The following is a 15,520-nucleotide window of genomic DNA, read 5'->3' on the forward strand; positions in this document are numbered from 1 at the left end:
CCGGTCGCCCGGCGAGGGCGCGGGGGTTTGCCTGGGAGGGTGTCCCCCCGCTCCCGGAGCGCCCTGTCGGCCGTCCTCATCGCCCTCGCCAGCCTGCTCGCACCGTGCGCCACGCTGGCGGGCTGGGCGATGCACGGGCCGGCCGACACGGGGCGGTACGTCGCGGCCGTGGCCCCGCTCGCCGACGACCCGGCCGTACGGGACGCGGCCGCCGACACGCTGGGCGCCGGGTTCGCGGGGTTCGTCGACGAGGCCACGGCCGGCCCCGTGAACGGCGCCGTGCGGCTCTTCGTGCGGGACGCGGCCCGGTCGTTCACCCGCACCGAGGCATTCCACGAGGGCTGGGACGCGGCCAACCGCACCGTCCACGCCGCCGTACTGCGCGCCCTGCGCGACGACGGCGCCGCCGGCCACGCGGTCACCGTCGATCTGGCCCCCGTCACCGAGCGCGTGCGGGACCGGCTCGCCGAGGACCACGTGCCCTTCGCCCGGCGCATCCCCGTCCGGCACACCGCCGTCACCGTGCTCCCGGCCCACGAGGCGGACCGGCTCAGGAAGGGCTACCAGGTGCTCGACGTCGCCGCCTTCTGGCTGCCGCTCGCGGCCGTCGTCTTCGCGGTCACCGGCATCGCCGTCGCCGCCTGCCGCCGCCGGGCCGTCACCGCCGCCGGGATCGGCACCGCCCTCGGCGGAGCCCTGCTCGCCCTCGCCGTGCTGGTCGGCCGCCGGCTCACCGTCGCCGAACTCCCCGGCCCGGTGGACGGCCCCGCCGCGGGCGCCGTGTACGACGCCCTCACCGAAACGCTGCGCACCGCCTCCTGGCTCCTCGTCGCCCTCGGCCTCACCGTCGCCCTGGCCTCCTGGCTCACGGGCCGGTACGGACGTCCGGCGCGCCGCCGGCCCCCCGCGAGACCCACCCCCGAAGCCACCGGTCCCACCCCACCCCGGCCGACCGGCACCCGGCTCTGAAACCACTTGGCGGGGCCCGCGCCCCGGCGGCTAACGTCGCCGACCATGACCGAGCACCGGACCGAGACCAGCACGACGACCCTGTGGCGCCCCACCGGCCCCGAGGAGCTGGCGCTCATCGAGGCCTCCGGCTGGACGGCCTGGCCGCCGCGCCTGCCCGAGCAGCCGATCTTCTACCCGGTCCTCAACGAGGACTACGCCGTCCGGATCGCCCGCGACTGGAACGTCCCGGCCTCCGGCTCGGGCTACGTCACCCGCTTCGAGGTCGACACCGCCTTCCTCACGCGCTACCCGGTACGGCAGGCCGGCGGCGAGACCATCCTGGAACTGTGGGTCCCGGCGGAGGAGCTGGCGGAGTTCAACCGGCACATCGTGGGCCGCATCGAGGTCGTACGGGAGTTCCACGCGCAGTCGTAGCACCGGGGGCGGGAGGCGGGGCGGGCCGGGGCTGGGAGCCATGGGCGGGGGCCGGGCCGGCCGGGGCCCTGGGCAACTTCCGGCTGCCCGGTCCCGTCCTTGAGGGAGGATTCGGCATCGCACCCGCGAGCGGAGGGCCGGGACGTGGACACGGAGACCGACACGGCGAACGGCGCGTGGACGGGCCCCGACGACGGGTGGGCGCCCCGCCGCACCGGACGGCGCCTCGGGGCCTGGTGCGCCGGGCTGCTGTTCGCCGGGGTGAGCGCGGTCGTCGGCTGCCGGGTCGCCGACACCGACGGCGTCACCCCCGTGCCGCAGCTCCTCGCCTTCCTGCCCTGGCTGCTGGTGCCGACCGGTGCCGGGCTGCTGCTCACACTGCTCGCCCGGTGGTGGACCGGCGCGGTGTGGGGCGTCGCGCTGCTCGGACTGCTGGCGTGGTTCATCGAGCCGTACGGCAAGAGCGTGGAGCCCACCGGGCCGCCGGTGGCCGAGGTGCGGGTGCTGACCTCCAACGTGGAGTTCGGGCAGGGCACCGACGCGCTGATCGCCACCGTGCGCCGGGAGAAGCCCGACCTCGTGTTCGTACAGGAGTGCGAGTCCACGTGTGACGCGGCGCTGCGGCGGGACCTGGCCGCCGACTATCCGCACCGGCGGGCCGCCGAGGGCGACGGCTCCAAGGGCTCCGTGATCCTGAGCGCCTTCCCGCTGAGGGCCGCCCCCGCCGTCCCCGGCACCATGGGCATGCCGGGCGCCGTCGCCGACGTGCGCGGCCACCCCGTACGCCTGCAGCTCGCCCACCCGATGCCGCCGCTGGCGGACCGGGTGGGCCGGTGGCGCGAGGAGCTGGCCGCCCTGCGCGACGCGGCCGCGACCGCCGTCACCGGCGACGGCGACGGCGGGCCGCCCGTGGTCCTGGCCGGCGACTTCAACGCCTCCCAGGACCACGCCGCCTTCCGCCGCATCCTCGACACGGGACTGCGCGACGCGGCCCGGCTCGCGGGCGAGGACCGCACGCCCAGCTGGCCCGCGAGGGCCCTCCCCGTGTTCGGCGTGTTCGGCGTGCAGATCGACCACGTCCTGGTGTCCGAGGACTTCGCCGCGCGCGACGCCCGGTTCCTGGACCTGGCCGGCACCGACCACCGCGCGCTGGTCGTCGACCTGACCCTGCACGCGGCGCAAGGCTGACCCCGCTCCTGCTCCTGCTTGCTTCTGAGCCTTGCGGGACGGGCTCAGACGCCGATGTCGCGACCGTCCGCGCGCCACACCGCCACGACCGCCGGGCGCACGATCTTCCCGGGTCCGTCGGGCCAGGTGCTGGCCGGCTGCTCCACGGAGGCGCCGTCGACCTCGCCCGGATGCTGCACGGCGACCAGCACCCGCCGGTCCTGGACGAGCGGCCCGCAGGTCTCCGCGCCGGTCGGCACGGTCAGGAACTGCTTCAGCTCACCGCGCCGGTCGCCCTTGGTCGCCACGCCGAAGAGGCCGTCGTGCGTGCCGAGCGCGTTGCCGTCGGTGGAGATCCACAGGTTGCCGTGGTCGTCGAAGGCGACGTTGTCCGGGCAGGAGATCGGGCTGACCCGGTCCTTGGGGAAGCCCGCGAAGTAGGTCGCCGGGTCCTCCGGGTCACCGGCGACCAGGAACAGCGACCAGCCGAACGTGGTGGCGTCGGCCCGGTTCCAGCGCTCGGTCAGCTCCAGAACGTGGCCGTGCTTGTTGGAGTTGCGCGGGTTGGCCTCGTCGGGGCCCGCGTAGCCGCTCTTGCCCCGGTTGGTGTTGTTGGTGAGGGCGACGTACACCTTGCCGGTGGTGGGCGACGGCTCGATGTCCTCGGGACGGTCCATCTTGGTGGCGCCGACCTTGTCCCCGGCGAGCCGCGTGAAGACGCACACCTCCTCGGCGCTCATCCCGTCGACGTGCGAGACGGCACCGCGCTCCGTGGCCGTGACCAGCGGAATCCACTCGCCGCCCCCGTCGAACTCACCGTCGCGCGGCAGGGTGCCCGACCCGTCGATCTCGATGGCCGGGGAGTCGCCGCTGAGCTTGGCGACGTACAGGGTCCCCTCGTCGAGCAGCGAGAGGTTGTACTCGCGCGCCCAGCGGGAGTTGCCGTGGCGCATGCGCTTGCTGCCGACGAACTTGTAGAAGTAGTCGAACCGCTCGTCGTCGCCGGTGTAGACGACCGGCCGCCCGTCGTTCGTCAGCCGCACGGTCGCGGCCTCGTGCTTGAACCGGCCGAGCAGCGTGTGCTTGCGCGGCGTCGACTCCGGGTCGTACGGGTCCAGCTCGACGACGTACCCGAACCGGTGCACCTCGTTCGGCTCCTGGGCGACGTCGAACCGCTTGTCGAACCGCTCCCACTTGCGCTCGGTGGCGCCGGTCCCGATCCCGTACCGCTTGTCGGTGTCGCTGGAGGCGTTGGCGAAGTACTGGTTGAAGTTCTCCTCGCCGTGCAGCGTGGTGCCCCACGGGGTGGTGCCGCCGGAGCAGTTGTTGAGGGTGCCGAGCACCTTGCGGCCGCTGCGGTCGGCGGAGGTCTTCACCAGGTCGGACCCGGCGGCCGGGCCGGTCAGCCGGAACTCGCTGGTGGCGGTGACCCGCCGGTTGAGCCGGTGCCGCGACACGGCCGTGAGCCGCCCGCTCCTCTTCTCCTCCTCCACGGCGACGACCGACAGCCCGTGCGCGGCCCATGCGATCTCGACCTGCTCACGGGTCGGGTTCTCGGGGTCGTAGCCGCGGAACATGAGCACCTCGTCGGTGTACTCGTGGTTCGCGACGAGGAGTTGGCGGTCGTGCTCGCCCCGCAGCGGCAGCAGCGCGAGGAAGTCGTTGTTGTACCCGAACTGCCCGGCCTGCGCCTTGGCGGTCTGCTTCTCGGCGTCGAAGGCGGGCGCCCCACGCAGAATGGGTTCACCCCAACGGATGACGACGTCCTGCCGGTACCCCTCCGGGACGGTCACGGCGTCGTCCGTGTTGGGCGCGACGGGCGTGAACCGCAGCCCACGTGCTCCCTGTGTCCGGGACGGCTTCCCGTGCCCCTTTCCGGCCGCGGGCGCGGCCTGGGCCGAGGGCGCCCCCGCCACGCCCACCGCGCCGGCGCCGGCCGCGGCGACGGTCACGACGGCGGCGGCACGCATCATGGAACGGCGGCTGAGCGCACCGGCGATGACATCGCCGACGTACTCGTTGGAGCTGGTGTTCGGCACCTCGTGGAAGCAGGCGTCACCACACCGGAAACGGCAGGTCATCGCGGACCGGCCGCCCGGATGCGGGCCGGACGGCGTTCCGATCAACGGCAGGAGCTTGCGCACTGTGTTCTCCCCTTGAGAATCCCTGTATGCCCTGGTGTCAGCGCGACCGTAGGTGCACATACGTGCGGGGACCGGGCGTCGCGGTGAACGCCGGGTGAACCCGCGGAATCCTTGGTGGAATTGCGGCGACGACCGGATCCGGCCTTGACGCCTCGCCGCCCGCATGTCAGACCCTGCACAAGATCACAAGCCGGGACCGCTAACCTTACGTGTCCGTCCTGGCCAGGGATTGACGGCACCAACTCACTCGAAGGGTTGCGCACATGGGCATTCTCACTCTCCTGCGGAACGCGTTCGGCCGCTCACGCAAGGAACGGACCGCACAGGCGGAGGGTGCGACGCAGGAGACGGCACCGCCGGTCACCGCACCGGAGCCGAAGCTCCCGTCCCAGCCCACCGCACCCGCGGAGCCGGCCGAGACCACCTCGGCCGAGCCGGAGTCCTCCCAGATCCCCGAGCCCCGCTCGGAATCCACCCCGGACGAGCACGACCTCGTCAAGGCCGCCTTCACCAACATCACGGTCCCCAAGCCAACGCCCCCGACGACCACCGCCCCGACCCCGGCCCCGGACGCGGAGACGCCCCCCACCCCAGAGGCCAAGCCGCAGCCCGAGCCGGAGGCAGAGCGGGAGCCGGAGGCCGAGGCTGAGGCTGAGCCGGAGTTGAAGCCGGAGGCTGAGGCGGAGCGAGAGGTCGAGGCGAAGCCGGAGGTCGAGGCGAAGCCGGAGGCCGAGGCGAAGCCGGAGGCCGAGGCGAAGCCGGAGGCCGAGGCGAAGCCGGAGGCCGAGGCGAAGCCGGAGGCCGAGGCGAAGCCGGAGCCGAAGCCCGAGGCCAAGGCGGAGCCGAAGCCAGAGCCGGAGCCGAAGCCCGAGGCCAAGGCGGAGCCGGAGGCCAAGGCGGAGCCGGAGGCCAAGGCGGAGCCGTCGGCCGCCCCGCCCGCCACCACCCCGGAACCGGCAGCCGCCGACGGCGAGGACACCCCACAGGGGCCACCCGCACCAGACAACGAAGGCAGCACGGGCGGTGCGGGTGGGAACACGGACGCCGAAGGCGAAGCCGAGGCGTCGAAGCCGGCCACACCCCCCGCAAGGCTCCGCTCCCGCGCCCCCGGCCTCACCACCGCCTACAAGGCAGCCGGCACCGCCCTCAAGAAGCACGACCTCACCGGCACCCGCGCCAAGGTCCACCTCGTCCTCGACCGCTCCGCCTCCATGCGCCCGTACTACAAGGACGGCTCCGCCCAGGCCCTCGCCGAGCAGACCCTCGCACTCGCGGCGCACCTCGACCCCGAGGCCACGGTCCACGTCACGTTCTTCTCCACGGAAGTGGACGGCACCGGCGACCTCACCCTCACCGACCACGAGAACAAGATCGACGAGCTGCACGCGGCGCTCGGCCGCATGGGCCGCACCAGCTACCACGCCGCCGTGGAGGCCGTCCTCGCCCACCACACCGAACAGGCACCCCCCGGCACCCCCGCCCTCGTGGTCTTCCAGACCGACGGCGCCCCCGACGCCAAGACCCCCGCCACCCAGGCCCTCACCAAGGCGGCCGCGGACCACCCGAACGTCCACTTCTCCTTCGTCGCCTTCGGTGACCCGGAGAACAGGGCCTTCGACTACCTCCGCAAGCTCAAGACGGGCAACGCCTCCCACTTCCTGGCCGGCGAGACCCCGAAGGAGCTCACCGACAAGGAGCTGTACGAGGCCGTACTGGCCACCTGGCGCCCGTAGCCGGTCACAGCAGCCGCACGCACGGCCCCTCGGGGGGGTGGACGAAGGGGAAGCCCTCCGTCCACCCCGCGAAACGCGTGTGAGTCGATCTCCACGGGCCCAGTAGGATTTCGACCATGGCGGCCACTGGAACCGAGAAGCAGGGGGCGAGGGCGTACTACGTCTCGACCCCCATCTACTACGTCAACGACGCTCCTCACCTGGGCCACGCCTATACGACCGTCGCAGGCGACGTGCTCACCCGCTGGCACCGCCAGCGCGGCGAGAAGGTGTGGTACCTCACCGGCACGGACGAGCACGGTCAGAAGATCATGCGCACGGCCGAGGCGAACGGGGTCACCCCGCAGGCCTGGGCCGACAAGCTCGTCACGGAGTCCTGGAAGCCCCTGTGGGAGCACCTCGACATCGCGAACGACGATTTCATCCGCACCACGCAGAAGCGGCACACCGACCGCGTCCAGGAGTTCGTGCAGGACCTGTACGACAAGGGCGAGATCTACAAGGGCGGCTACGAGGGCCCGTACTGCGTGGGCTGCGAGGAGTACAAGCTCCCCGGCGAGCTGCTCGACGGCGAGGGCGAGTACGCGGGCCAGAAGCTGTGCCCGATCCACAAGAAGCCGGTGGAGATCCTCAGCGAGGAGAACTACTTCTTCAAGCTCAGCGAGTACAGCGAGAAGCTGCTCGCGCATTACGAGGCCAACCCGGGCTTCATCCAGCCCGAGTCCGCGCGCAACGAGGTCGTGAATTTCGTCCGCCAGGGCCTCCAGGACCTCTCCATCTCCCGCTCGACCTTCGACTGGGGCGTCCCGGTCCCCTGGGACGACAAGCACGTCATCTACGTGTGGATCGACGCCCTGCTGAACTACGCGACGGCGGTCGGGTACAACGAGAACCCCGAGAAGTTCGAGTCGACGTTCCCCGCCGACGTCCACCTGGTCGGCAAGGACATCCTGCGCTTCCACGCGATCATCTGGCCGGCCATGCTGATGGCGCAGGGCCTGCCCCTGCCCGGGAAGGTCGCGGCCAACGGCTGGCTGATGGTCGGCGGCGAGAAGATGTCGAAGTCCAACCTGACCGGCATCAAGCCGCAGGACCTGACCTCGCACTTCGGCGTGGACGCGTACCGCTGGTACTTCCTGCGCGCGATCGCGTTCGGCCAGGACGGCAGCTTCTCCTGGGAGGACTTCTCGGCCCGCTACACCAGTGAGCTGGCCAACGACTACGGCAACCTCGCCTCCCGCGTGGCGGCCATGGTCAACAAGTACTTCGGCGGCGAGCTGCCGGCCGCAGCGGCCGACGGGGACGCGGAGCAGGCGATCCACGCCGGCCTGGCCAAGGCGGTCGCGGAGGCCGACCGGAAGATCGGCGAGGAACTGGACTTCCAGGGCGGCATCCTGGCGGTCTTCGACTTCGTCAAGCAGGTCAACGGCTACATCACCGAGCAGGAGCCCTGGAAGGTCGCGAAGGACGACAGCCCGGAGGGCAAGGCCCGCCTGGCGACGATCCTCTACACGGCCGCGGAGTCCCTGCGCGCGGTGGCGGTCCTCCTGAACCCGATCATGCCGGACACCTCCCGGAAGCTCTGGGACTCCCTCGGCGCCGAGCCCTCCCTGGGCGCCCTCGCGGACCAGAAGGTCCAGGACGCGGCGGACTGGGGCCGCCTGCCCGCCGGCGCCACGGTCACCAAGGGCGCGGTGCTCTTCCCCCGTCTCGAGGAGAAGCCGACCGCGTAACGCGCTCGCTACAGCAGGGGCCCGGGAGAGGCGGAAGCTTCTCCCGGGCCCTCCGCGTTTGCGAAGATCGAACAAAGAACCACATCACGTCACGTGGGGGGACATCCATGGCACTCTTCGGCAACGCGCACAGCATCGACCCGGGCCAGGCGCAGCAGGAGTACGCGCGTCTGCTCGGCCAGGGCGAGCAGGTCCACGCGGCCTACCTGCTGATCCGCGACACCATCCTGTTCACCGACCGCCGTCTGATCCTGGTCGACAAGCAGGGCATCACCGGCAAGAAGACCGAGTACCACTCGATCCCGTACCGCAGCATCACGCACTTCGCGGTGGAGACGGCCGGCCACTTCGACCTCGACGCCGAACTGAAGATCTGGCTCTCAGGCTCCCAGGCCCCCATCCAGAAGACCTTCACCAAGGGCGTCGACATCTACGAGGTCCAGGCCATCCTGACCCAGTTCGTGGCCCGCTAGACCCGCGCCCGGTCGTCAGCTCCCGACCGCGTACGCCACGCCCCCGACGGCCCCCGTTACGCCACCCGCAAGGACTTCGTCTACGGGGGGGGGGGGACGTCACCATTGCCGACTGGACCGTCTCGACCCAGAACCTGCCGCTCTACCAGGAGGAAGGTCAGGGCCAGGGGTGACGCGACGGCGAAGGGCCCGGCGCCGGAGGTCGAACCGGTGCCGGGCCCCTGTGCGTGCCGTCGGCGGGCTACTTCGGCTGCGGCTTGCGCACCGAAAGGTGCAGTTCCCTCAGCCGGGTCTCGTCCAGCTCGGTCGGGGCGCCCATCATCAGGTCCTGGGCGTTGCCGTTGAGCGGGAAGGCGATGGTCTCGCGGATGTTGGGCTCGTCGGCCAGCAGCATGACGATGCGGTCGACGCCCGGGGCGATGCCACCGTGGGGCGGGGCGCCGAAGCGCAGGGCGCGCAGCATGCCGGCGAACTCGCGCTCAACGGTCTCCGCGTCGTAGCCCGCGATCTCGAAGGCCCTGAGCATGATCTCCGGCTCGTGGTTCCGGATCGCGCCGGAGGACAGCTCGACGCCGTTGCAGACGATGTCGTACTGCCAGGCCAGGATGTCCAGCGGGTCCTGGTTCTCCAGGGCGTCCATGCCGCCCTGCGGCATCGAGAACGGGTTGTGGGAGAAGTCGATCTTCCCCGTCTCCTCGTCCTTCTCGTACATCGGGAAGTCAACGATCCAGCAGAACCGGAAGACGTTCTCCTCGAAGTGCCCGGCGCGCTGGGCGGCCTCGACGCGGACGGCGCCCATGATCTTGGAGACCTCGTCGAACTCGCCCGCGCCGAAGAACACCGCGTGGCCGGGGGCCAGGGAGAGCCGCTTGGTCAGCTCCGCGACGTTGGCCTCGGTGAGGAACTTGGCGATCGGGCCGGACAGCTTGCCGTCCTCACCGACGCGGACCCAGGCCAGGCCCTTGGCGCCCTGCGAGACGGCGTAGTCGCCGAGCTGGTCGAAGAACTTGCGGGGCTGCGCCGAGACGTCCGGAACGGGCAGCGCGCGCACGTGCTTGCCGGCGAAGGCCTTGAACTCCGAGCCCTCGAAGACGTCGGTGATGTCGACCAGCTCCAGCTGGGCGCGCAGGTCCGGCTTGTCGGAACCGTACTTCAGCATCGCCTCGCGGAACGGGATCCGCGGGAAGGGGGAGGTCACCTCACGGTCGCCGCCGAACTCCGTGAACAGCTCCGTCATCAGCCGCTCGACCGGCTGGAAGACGTCCTCCTGCTCGACGAAGCTCATCTCGACGTCGAGCTGGTAGAACTCGCCGGGCGAGCGGTCGGCACGGGCGTCCTCGTCACGGAAGCAGGGCGCGATCTGGAAGTACCGGTCGAAGCCCGAGATCATCAACAGCTGCTTGAACTGCTGCGGCGCCTGCGGCAGGGCGTAGAAGCGGCCCGCGTGCAGGCGGGAGGGGACCACGAAGTCCCGCGCGCCCTCGGGGGAGGTGGCGGTGAGGATGGGCGTGGCCATCTCGTTGAAGCCGAGGGCGACCATCTTGCTGCGGATCGCGGAGATGACCGAGGTGCGCAGCATGATGTTGCGGTGCATGCGCTCGCGGCGCAGGTCCAGGAAGCGGTACTCCAGGCGCCGCTCCTCGTTGACCCCGTCCTCGGTGTTGATGGTGAAGGGCAGCGGCTGGGCGGCGCCCAGCAGCTCGACCTCGCCCACCTCGACCTCGACCTCGCCGGTGGGCAGGTCCGGGTTGATGTTGTCGGCGCCGCGGGAGACGACCTTGCCGTCGACCCGAACGGTCGATTCCTTGGTCAGCTTGTCCAGCGCCTCGTACGCCTCGGTGCCCGGACGGGCGACGAGCTGAGTGATGCCGTAGTGATCGCGCAGATCGATGAAGAGGATGCCGCCCAGGTCGCGCCGATTGTGCAGCCAGCCACTCAGTCGGACGTCGGTGCCGACGTCAGAGGAGCGGAGCTCGCCGCAGGTGTGGGACCTGTACCGATGCATCGTCGTTCATCCAGCCTTCGCGGATCGGGGATGGCGTTTCGCGTTTCACGTGAAACAACCCCAGCGTACCGGGCAGCAACGGCTGCCTTCCTCCCCATTGACGCGTGACCGGCCCGCCGGGAGCCCGCTCCCCGCCCGCCTCGGCAACACGGCGAGCGGTGGCACTGTCCGAGCACATCTTCCTAAAGTGGGGCAATGCGTACTGGTGAGCCCCTGCCCGAGGTGGGGGACGTCCTCGCCTCCCTCGCGACCGGACTGTGGCACTGGGACACCGCCACGGGCGAGGTCGTGGTGGACGCGGAGGCCGCCCGTCTGCTCGGGCTGCCCGCGGAACCGGCATGCCTCACGGAGGCGCAGGTGAGGGCCCGGCTGCATCCGGTGGACTGGAACGAGATCACCGGCGTGGTCCAGCTCGCCGTCGCCGAGGGCACCCTCGCCGAGGTCCGGATCCGGATCATGGACGAACGCGGTCATGTCGTCCGGGTCGTGCGCAGCCGCTCCAAGCCCTCCTTCGACCCCGAGCGCAAGGCGTACGTGCTGACCGGCACCCTCCAGGAGGTCGCCGAACCGCGGCCGGGCACGCCCGCCGGGCGCAGCGCGGTCACCGGAGAGTGGCGCCGCTCGCGGGAGGCATTCCTGCTGGACGCGGGCCGGGCGCTGGCCGAGGCGCGGTCGACCGAGGAGGTGCTGCGGGTCGCGGCCGGGCTGTCGATGCCGGGGTTCTCCCCGGACGGCCTCGCGGTGTTCGGGGTCTCGGGGGACCGCCTCACGGTCATCGGCCACCACGGGCAGCCGGAGAACGAGTCCAACCCGTTCGTGGACATGTCCCTGGACACCGCCTACCCGGCCGCCGAGGTGGTCCGCACCGGCCGCGCGGTCTATCTCTCCTCCCCGCAGCAGTACCGGTCCCGCTACCCCATGACATGGTCGCTCGCCGAGCGCTTCGGCCGCCGCTCCTGGGCCTATCTGCCGCTGACCGTGGCGGGCCGCACCATGGGCGCCTGGATGGCCGCCTTCGCCTATCCGGTCGCGTTCACGCCGGACGAGCGCTCCGTGCTGACCACGGTGGCGCGGATGCTCGCCCAGGCCCTGTCCCGGGCCGGCGCCGCGGAGAACCAGCGGGAGCTGACCGAGGGGCTGCAGCGCTCGATGCTGCCCATGCTCGGCCCGGAGATCCCCGGCATGGACGTCGCCGCCCGCTACGTCCCCACCGGCGGCGGCCTCCAGGTCGGCGGCGACTGGTACGACATGATCCCGCTGCCCGGGGACCGCTTCGCCCTGGTGATCGGCGACGTCCAGGGGCACGACGTGCGCGCGGCCGGACTGATGGGCCAGTTGCGCATCGCCCTGCGCGCCTACGCCTCCGAGGGCCACCGCCCCGACGCGGTGCTCGCCCGCGCCTCCCACTTCTTCCACGGTCTCGCCACGGGCGAGGACGACCCCGGCGACCTGCGCTTCGCGACCTGCTACTACGCCGAGGTCGACCCCGCCACCGGCACCGTGGAGAGCGCCCGCGCGGGCCACCTGGACCCGGTGGTGCGCATGGCGGACGGAACGGCGCTGATCCTCGCCACGGCGGGCGGGCTGCCGCTGGGCATCGACCCGGACACCGACTACCCGACGACGCGGCTCGCCCTGGAACCCGGGGACACCCTGATGCTGTGCACGGACGGCCTGGTCGAGACCGGCGGCCACGATCTGCAGAGCGGCTGGCACCGCCTGCGGGTGATCCTGGAGGAGCACACCGGCGGCCTGGAGGAGCTGGCCGACGCGCTGGTCCAGGCCGTGCACGGCCCCTCCTCGCACCACACCGTCGGCCCGCTGTCCGACCGCCGGGAGGACGACATCGCGCTGGTGCTGCTGTGCCGGCAGGGCGAGGGCTGCGGCTGCGGCGAATCCACCGCGACCCGGGCGCCGGTGCGCCGCACGATGCTGTCCGTCGCCCAGGCCGAGCCCGCCCGGATCGCCACCGCCCGTCAGCATCTGCGCGACCTGCTGCACGACTGGCCGGGCGAGGAGCAGCGCGACGCGGCGGTACTCCTGCTCTCCGAGATGCTGACGAACGTCCTGGTGCACACCGACACCGACGCCCTGCTGGTCGCCGAGGTCGCCGGGGAGCCGGGCGAGCGGCGGATCCGGGTGGAGGTCACCGACAACGGCGACGACCTCCCGCACAAGCGCAGGCCGGGGGAGATGGCGTCCTCCGGACGCGGGCTGATGCTGGTCGAACTGCTCGCTGACGCATGGGGCGTCGCCCCGCGCGGCGAGGGCAAGAGCATCTGGTACGAGCTCTACGAGTCCGCCGCCCCGGAGGACGGAGCCGGTCCCGCGGCCGGCCCGGAGGCTCCGGAACCGGAAGCCCCGTAGCGACCCTGGAGCTCGTGCACCACCCCGAACGCCGCCGCGGTCAGGGGCACGGCGAGGAGCATCCCGAGGATGCCGGCCACCGACGCGCCCGCGGTGAGCGCCAGCAGCACGACCGCCGGGTGCATCTGCACCGTCCGGCTCTGGATCATCGGCTGGAGCACGTGTCCTTCCAGCACCTGTACGGCCAGCACCACGCCCAGCGCCCACAGCGCGATGACGAAGCCCCGGTCGGCCAGCGCCACCAGCACCGCCACGGCACCGGAGATGAACGCGCCCAGATACGGGATGTAGGCGCCGACGAAGACCAGCGCCCCGAGCCCGACCGCGCCGGGGACGCGCAGGACGAGCAGCCCGACGGTGATGCACAGCGCGTCGATGAGGGCGATCAGGGTCGTACCCCGCATGAAGCCCTCGACGGCGCCGAACGCCCGCCGGGCCATGGCCTCGACCGTGTCGGCGGCGCCGGGCGGGGCGAGGGCGCGCACCGTGCCGACGGCCCGGTCGGAGTCGCGCAGGAAGAAGAAGACGAGCAGCAGGGCGAGCACGGCCATGGCGATCATCTCGCCGACGACGCTGATCCCGGTCACCACGCCGGACGCGGCCGTGCCGCCGAACTTGCCCAGCAGCTCGCGGGCGTTGGAGGCCAGGTCGTCCAGCGAGGTCCCGGCGGCGCCGAAGTGGTCGGCGATGCCCTGGGCCGCGTCCCGCAGCGAGGCGACGATCTGGTCGCCGGTCTCGACGAGCGCGGAGACCACGATGTACACGGCCCCGCCGACCACGGCCAGCACGGCCGCACAGGTCAGCCCCGCGGCCAGCGACCGCTGCACGTGGGCCTTCACCAGCCGCGCGTGCAGCGGTCGGAGCAGGGCGGTGCCGAGCAGCGCGAGCAGCGCCGGGGTCACGGCGGTGCGGAACTCGACGCAGAGCCGGATCGCGACGTAGACGACGCCGCTGGCGAGCAGGATGACGGCGCACCAGGCGGCGAACCGGCGGACCGGACCGGGGAGCAGCTGCACGGCTCCACCCGATCACGCGCCGGGCGGGCTGTCCTGCGCGGACGGCCCGCCCGGGTGACGTGCTGTCAGGCCCCGGGGCCCTCGCCCGACATGCCGTGCACGGCCGGGACGGTGCCGAGGCGGCCCTTCTGGAAGTCCTCGAATGCCTGCATCAGCTCGTCCTTGGTGTTCATCACGAACGGGCCGTAGTGCGCCATCGGCTCCCGGATCGGCCGGCCGCCGAGCAGCACGACCTCCAGGTCCGGGGTGTGCGAGTCCTGCTTCTCGTCCGCGCGGACGGTCAGCGAGCCCCCGGCGCCGAAGACCGCGGTCTGCCCGAGGTGCACCGGACGCCGCTCGGCACCCACCGACCCGCGCCCGGCCATGACGTACGCCAGGCCGTTGAAGTCCTCCCGCCAGGGCAGGGTGACCTCGGCGCCCGGCGCCAGCGTGGCGTGCACCATCGTGATCGGCGTGTGCGTGATGCCGGGGCCGTCGTGCCCGTCCAGCTCACCGGCGATGACGCGCAGCAGCGCGCCGCCGTCGGGGGAGGTGAGCAGCTGGACGGAGCCGCTGCGGATGTCCTGGTAGCGCGGGGCCATCATCTTGTCCTTGGCCGGCAGGTTCACCCACAGCTGGAGTCCGTGGAAGAGCCCGCCGGACATGACCAGCTGCTCCGGCGGCGCCTCGATGTGCAGCAGGCCGGAGCCCGCCGTCATCCACTGGGTGTCGCCGTTGGTGATGGTGCCGCCGCCACCGTTGGAGTCCTGGTGGTCGAAGATCCCCCTCCTCGGGCGGCGTGCGCCCCACTTTAGTTGAGCATTGAACTTCTTGCCACCTGGAACCACGAAAGCCCGGAGGGCATTCCCTCCGGGCTCACGGATTCCCGAGGCGTCGATCGGCCGTCTGCGCGGCAACGGCGTCTAGCCGTACATCCGGCGCATCGCAAAATCGACCATCTGTTCGACGGCTTTGGCGTCGAAGACCATCCGGTGCTCACCCTCCATGTCCAGGACGAAGCCGTAGCCGGTCGGCAGCAGGTCGATCACCTCCGCCCCGGTGATCACGAAGTACTTCGACTCCTTGCCCGCGTACCTGCGCAGCTCCTTCAGGCCGGTGAACATCGGGATCACCGGCTGCTGGGTGTTGTGCAGCGCGAGGAAGCCGGGATTGTCGCCGCGGGGGCAGTAGACCTTCGAGGTCGCGAAGATCTGCTGGAAGTCCTCGGCGGACATCTGCCCGGTGGTGAAGGCGCGCACCGCGTCCGCGAGCGAGGGCGGGGACGGCTCGGGGTACAGCGGCGGCTGCTGCCCGTATCCGCCGCCCATCGGCTGCTGCGGGGGCGGGGCGTACTGCTGCTGCTGTTGGCCCGCGGTCTGGTCGTAGCCGTACATGCAGCACAGAGTAACGAGTAACGAGTCACAGATGGGCGGCTCGGGGTTGCTTCTTATTACCGACGGGTAGCATCATCGGAGCTACTAGTTGGTATGTGTACGGATGCGAGGAGCGAGTGCCTC

12 protein-coding genes are annotated in these 15,520 nt (G+C 71.7%); 7 read left to right on the forward strand and 5 right to left on the reverse strand.

Going from position 1 to position 15,520, the window contains the following annotated elements:
* The first annotated feature begins 39 nt into the window (after positions 1 to 39).
* The 3 genes from IE258_RS06765 (at position 40) to IE258_RS06775 (ending at position 2,574) form a co-directional block, all read left to right on the forward strand.
* Positions 40 to 969 (forward strand): hypothetical protein, encoded by a 930-nt coding sequence (locus IE258_RS06765; protein WP_189740227.1) that lies wholly within the window; start codon positions 40 to 42, stop codon positions 967 to 969.
* A gap of 45 nt (positions 970 to 1,014) precedes the next feature.
* A complete protein-coding gene (locus IE258_RS06770; protein WP_189740230.1) occupies positions 1,015 to 1,386 on the forward strand; it encodes an ADP-ribosylation/crystallin J1 in 372 nt (123 codons plus the stop codon).
* A gap of 144 nt (positions 1,387 to 1,530) precedes the next feature.
* The gene (locus IE258_RS06775) at positions 1,531 to 2,574 is read left to right on the forward strand and encodes an endonuclease/exonuclease/phosphatase family protein (RefSeq protein WP_189740233.1); all 1,044 of its coding nucleotides are present in this window, start codon (positions 1,531 to 1,533) and stop codon (positions 2,572 to 2,574) included.
* A gap of 44 nt (positions 2,575 to 2,618) precedes the next feature.
* Here the strand turns inward: IE258_RS06775 and IE258_RS06780 are convergent, their stop codons facing one another.
* A complete protein-coding gene (locus tag IE258_RS06780; protein ID WP_189740236.1) occupies positions 2,619 to 4,697 on the reverse strand; it encodes a PhoX family protein in 2,079 nt (692 codons plus the stop codon).
* A gap of 263 nt (positions 4,698 to 4,960) precedes the next feature.
* Between IE258_RS06780 and IE258_RS06785 the strand changes: the two genes are divergently transcribed.
* The 3 genes from IE258_RS06785 (at position 4,961) to IE258_RS06795 (ending at position 8,636) form a co-directional block, all read left to right on the forward strand.
* On the forward strand, positions 4,961 to 6,430 hold the full coding sequence (locus IE258_RS06785) for a VWA domain-containing protein (RefSeq protein WP_189740239.1): 1,470 nt from the start codon (positions 4,961 to 4,963) through the stop codon (positions 6,428 to 6,430).
* A 116-nt stretch (positions 6,431 to 6,546) separates the two neighbouring features.
* The gene (gene metG, locus IE258_RS06790) at positions 6,547 to 8,163 is read left to right on the forward strand and encodes a methionine--tRNA ligase (RefSeq protein ID WP_189740242.1); all 1,617 of its coding nucleotides are present in this window, start codon (positions 6,547 to 6,549) and stop codon (positions 8,161 to 8,163) included.
* 107 nt (positions 8,164 to 8,270) lie between these two features.
* Positions 8,271 to 8,636 carry a PH domain-containing protein gene (locus IE258_RS06795; RefSeq protein ID WP_052836613.1) on the forward strand — a complete coding sequence of 122 codons (366 nt, stop codon included), beginning with the start codon at positions 8,271 to 8,273 and terminating at the stop codon, positions 8,634 to 8,636.
* Between the two features lie 241 nt (positions 8,637 to 8,877).
* On the opposite strand, the gene aspS is transcribed toward IE258_RS06795, so the two are convergent.
* Positions 8,878 to 10,641, reverse strand: a complete 1,764-nt coding sequence (aspS, locus tag IE258_RS06800) for an aspartate--tRNA ligase (RefSeq protein WP_189740245.1) — start codon at positions 10,639 to 10,641, stop codon at positions 8,878 to 8,880.
* Positions 10,642 to 10,836: 195 nt separating this feature from the next.
* Here aspS and IE258_RS06805 point away from each other — a divergent pair, with 195 nt between their 5' ends.
* Positions 10,837 to 13,008, forward strand: coding sequence for a SpoIIE family protein phosphatase (locus tag IE258_RS06805; protein WP_189740247.1), 2,172 nt, complete (start codon positions 10,837 to 10,839; stop codon positions 13,006 to 13,008).
* Here IE258_RS06805 and IE258_RS06810 read toward each other — a convergent pair.
* The 3 genes from IE258_RS06810 to IE258_RS06820 all read right to left on the reverse strand — a co-directional run bounded on the left by IE258_RS06810 (position 12,933) and on the right by IE258_RS06820 (position 15,397).
* Positions 12,933 to 14,024: an AI-2E family transporter gene (locus IE258_RS06810; RefSeq protein ID WP_189740250.1), complete on the reverse strand. Its 1,092-nt coding sequence runs from the start codon at positions 14,022 to 14,024 to the stop codon at positions 12,933 to 12,935. The two genes, IE258_RS06805 and IE258_RS06810, sit on opposite strands and share 76 nt — an antisense overlap.
* 65 nt (positions 14,025 to 14,089) lie before the next feature.
* Positions 14,090 to 14,851 (reverse strand): pirin family protein, encoded by a 762-nt coding sequence (locus tag IE258_RS06815; protein WP_229891966.1) that lies wholly within the window; start codon positions 14,849 to 14,851, stop codon positions 14,090 to 14,092.
* A 75-nt stretch (positions 14,852 to 14,926) separates the two neighbouring features.
* Positions 14,927 to 15,397 (reverse strand): SseB family protein, encoded by a 471-nt coding sequence (locus tag IE258_RS06820; RefSeq protein WP_003975142.1) that lies wholly within the window; start codon positions 15,395 to 15,397, stop codon positions 14,927 to 14,929.
* Between the last annotated feature and the right edge of the window lie 123 nt (positions 15,398 to 15,520).

It is taken from the genome of Streptomyces tendae (assembly GCF_014650435.1).
In the GTDB taxonomy this organism is placed as follows: Bacteria; Actinomycetota; Actinomycetes; order Streptomycetales; family Streptomycetaceae; genus Streptomyces; species Streptomyces tendae.

Excerpts from the sequence above, each read along its gene's own strand:
- IE258_RS06785 (WP_189740239.1), top strand. The coding sequence starts at position 4,961 with ATGGGCATTCTCACTCTCCTGCGGAACGCGTTCGGCCGCTCACGCAAG.
- metG (WP_189740242.1), top strand. The coding sequence starts at position 6,547 with ATGGCGGCCACTGGAACCGAGAAGCAGGGGGCGAGGGCGTACTACGTC.
- IE258_RS06805 (WP_189740247.1), top strand. The coding sequence starts at position 10,837 with ATGCGTACTGGTGAGCCCCTGCCCGAGGTGGGGGACGTCCTCGCCTCC.
- aspS (WP_189740245.1), bottom strand. The coding sequence starts at position 10,641 with ATGCATCGGTACAGGTCCCACACCTGCGGCGAGCTCCGCTCCTCTGAC.
- IE258_RS06795 (WP_052836613.1), top strand. The coding sequence starts at position 8,271 with ATGGCACTCTTCGGCAACGCGCACAGCATCGACCCGGGCCAGGCGCAG.
- IE258_RS06770 (WP_189740230.1), top strand. The coding sequence starts at position 1,015 with ATGACCGAGCACCGGACCGAGACCAGCACGACGACCCTGTGGCGCCCC.
- IE258_RS06820 (WP_003975142.1), bottom strand. The coding sequence starts at position 15,397 with ATGTACGGCTACGACCAGACCGCGGGCCAACAGCAGCAGCAGTACGCC.